At 57.0% G+C, this 1,965-nt stretch carries 3 protein-coding genes; 1 reads left to right on the top strand and 2 read right to left on the bottom strand.

The window, feature by feature from the left end:
• Nucleotides 1–167: 167 nt before the first annotated feature.
• Entirely contained in the window at nt 168–422 is a 255-nt protein-coding gene (locus I5349_RS13590) for a hypothetical protein (protein WP_006573365.1), read from the top strand.
• A gap of 218 nt (nt 423–640) precedes the next feature.
• Here I5349_RS13590 and ble-Sh read toward each other — a convergent pair whose 3' ends face one another.
• Both ble-Sh and I5349_RS13580 read right to left on the bottom strand, forming a co-directional pair.
• A complete protein-coding gene (gene ble-Sh / locus I5349_RS13585) occupies nt 641–1,015 on the bottom strand; it encodes a phleomycin/bleomycin binding protein Ble-Sh (protein ID WP_063842998.1) in 375 nt (124 codons plus the stop codon).
• 205 nt (nt 1,016–1,220) lie between these two features.
• Nucleotides 1,221–1,965, bottom strand: a 745-nt coding sequence (locus I5349_RS13580; RefSeq protein ID WP_226391328.1) for an APH(3')-II family aminoglycoside O-phosphotransferase, incomplete at its 5' end; no start/stop codon positions are given.

Genomic DNA, 1,965 nt, shown 5'->3' with positions numbered 1-1,965 from the left:
ACCAGGCGTTTCCCCCTGGAAGCTCCCTCGTGCGCTCTCCTGTTCCGACCCTGCCGCTTACCGGATACCTGTCCGCCTTTCTCCCTTCGGGAAGCGTGGCGCTTTCTCATAGCTCACGCTGTAGGTATCTCAGTTCGGTGTAGGTCGTTCGCTCCAAGCTGGGCTGTGTGCACGAACCCCCCGTTCAGCCCGACCGCTGCGCCTTATCCGGTAACTATCGTCTTGAGTCCAACCCGGTAAGACACGACTTATCGCCACTGGCAGCAGCCACTGGTAACAGGATTAGCAGAGCGAGGTATGTAGGCGGTGCTACAGAGTTCTTGAAGTGGTGGCCTAACTACGGCTACACTAGAAGAACAGTATTTGGTATCTGCGCTCTGCTGAAGCCAGTTACCTTCGGAAAAAGAGTTGGTAGCTCTTGATCCGGCAAACAAACCACCGCTGGTAGCGGTGGTTTTTTTGTTTGCAAGCAGCAGATTACGCGCAGAAAAAAAGGATCTCAAGAAGATCCTTTGATCTTTTCTACGGGGTCTGACGCTCAGTGGAACGAAAACTCACGTTAAGGGATTTTGGTCATGAGATTATCAAAAAGGATCTTCACCTAGATCCTTTTAAATTAAAAATGAAGTTTTAGCACGTGTCAGTCCTGCTCCTCGGCCACGAAGTGCACGCAGTTGCCGGCCGGGTCGCGCAGGGCGAACTCCCGCCCCCACGGCTGCTCGCCGATCTCGGTCATGGCCGGCCCGGAGGCGTCCCGGAAGTTCGTGGACACGACCTCCGACCACTCGGCGTACAGCTCGTCCAGGCCGCGCACCCACACCCAGGCCAGGGTGTTGTCCGGCACCACCTGGTCCTGGACCGCGCTGATGAACAGGGTCACGTCGTCCCGGACCACACCGGCGAAGTCGTCCTCCACGAAGTCCCGGGAGAACCCGAGCCGGTCGGTCCAGAACTCGACCGCTCCGGCGACGTCGCGCGCGGTGAGCACCGGAACGGCACTGGTCAACTTGGCCATGGTGGCCCTCCTCACGTGCTATTATTGAAGCATTTATCAGGGTTATTGTCTCATGAGCGGATACATATTTGAATGTATTTAGAAAAATAAACAAATAGGGGTTCCGCGCACATTTCCCCGAAAAGTGCCACCTGATGCGGTGTGAAATACCGCACAGATGCGTAAGGAGAAAATACCGCATCAGGAAATTGTAAGCGTTAATAATTCAGAAGAACTCGTCAAGAAGGCGATAGAAGGCGATGCGCTGCGAATCGGGAGCGGCGATACCGTAAAGCACGAGGAAGCGGTCAGCCCATTCGCCGCCAAGCTCTTCAGCAATATCACGGGTAGCCAACGCTATGTCCTGATAGCGGTCCGCCACACCCAGCCGGCCACAGTCGATGAATCCAGAAAAGCGGCCATTTTCCACCATGATATTCGGCAAGCAGGCATCGCCATGGGTCACGACGAGATCCTCGCCGTCGGGCATGCTCGCCTTGAGCCTGGCGAACAGTTCGGCTGGCGCGAGCCCCTGATGCTCTTCGTCCAGATCATCCTGATCGACAAGACCGGCTTCCATCCGAGTACGTGCTCGCTCGATGCGATGTTTCGCTTGGTGGTCGAATGGGCAGGTAGCCGGACCAAGCGTATGCAGCCGCCGCATTGCATCAGCCATGATGGATACTTTCTCGGCAGGAGCAAGGTGAGATGACAGGAGATCCTGCCCCGGCACTTCGCCCAATAGCAGCCAGTCCCTTCCCGCTTCAGTGACAACGTCGAGCACAGCTGCGCAAGGAACGCCCGTCGTGGCCAGCCACGATAGCCGCGCTGCCTCGTCTTGCAGTTCATTCAGGGCACCGGACAGGTCGGTCTTGACAAGAAGAACCGGGCGCCCCTGCGCTGACAGCCGGAACACGGCGGCATCAGAGCAGCCGATTGTCTGTTGTGCCCAGTCATAGCCGAATAGCCTC

Origin of the sequence: Penaeicola halotolerans (assembly GCF_016464625.1) — a bacterium.
Lineage (GTDB): Bacteria > Bacteroidota > Bacteroidia > Cytophagales > Cyclobacteriaceae > Penaeicola > Penaeicola halotolerans.
This window is presented reverse-complemented; position numbering and strand designations above follow the sequence as displayed.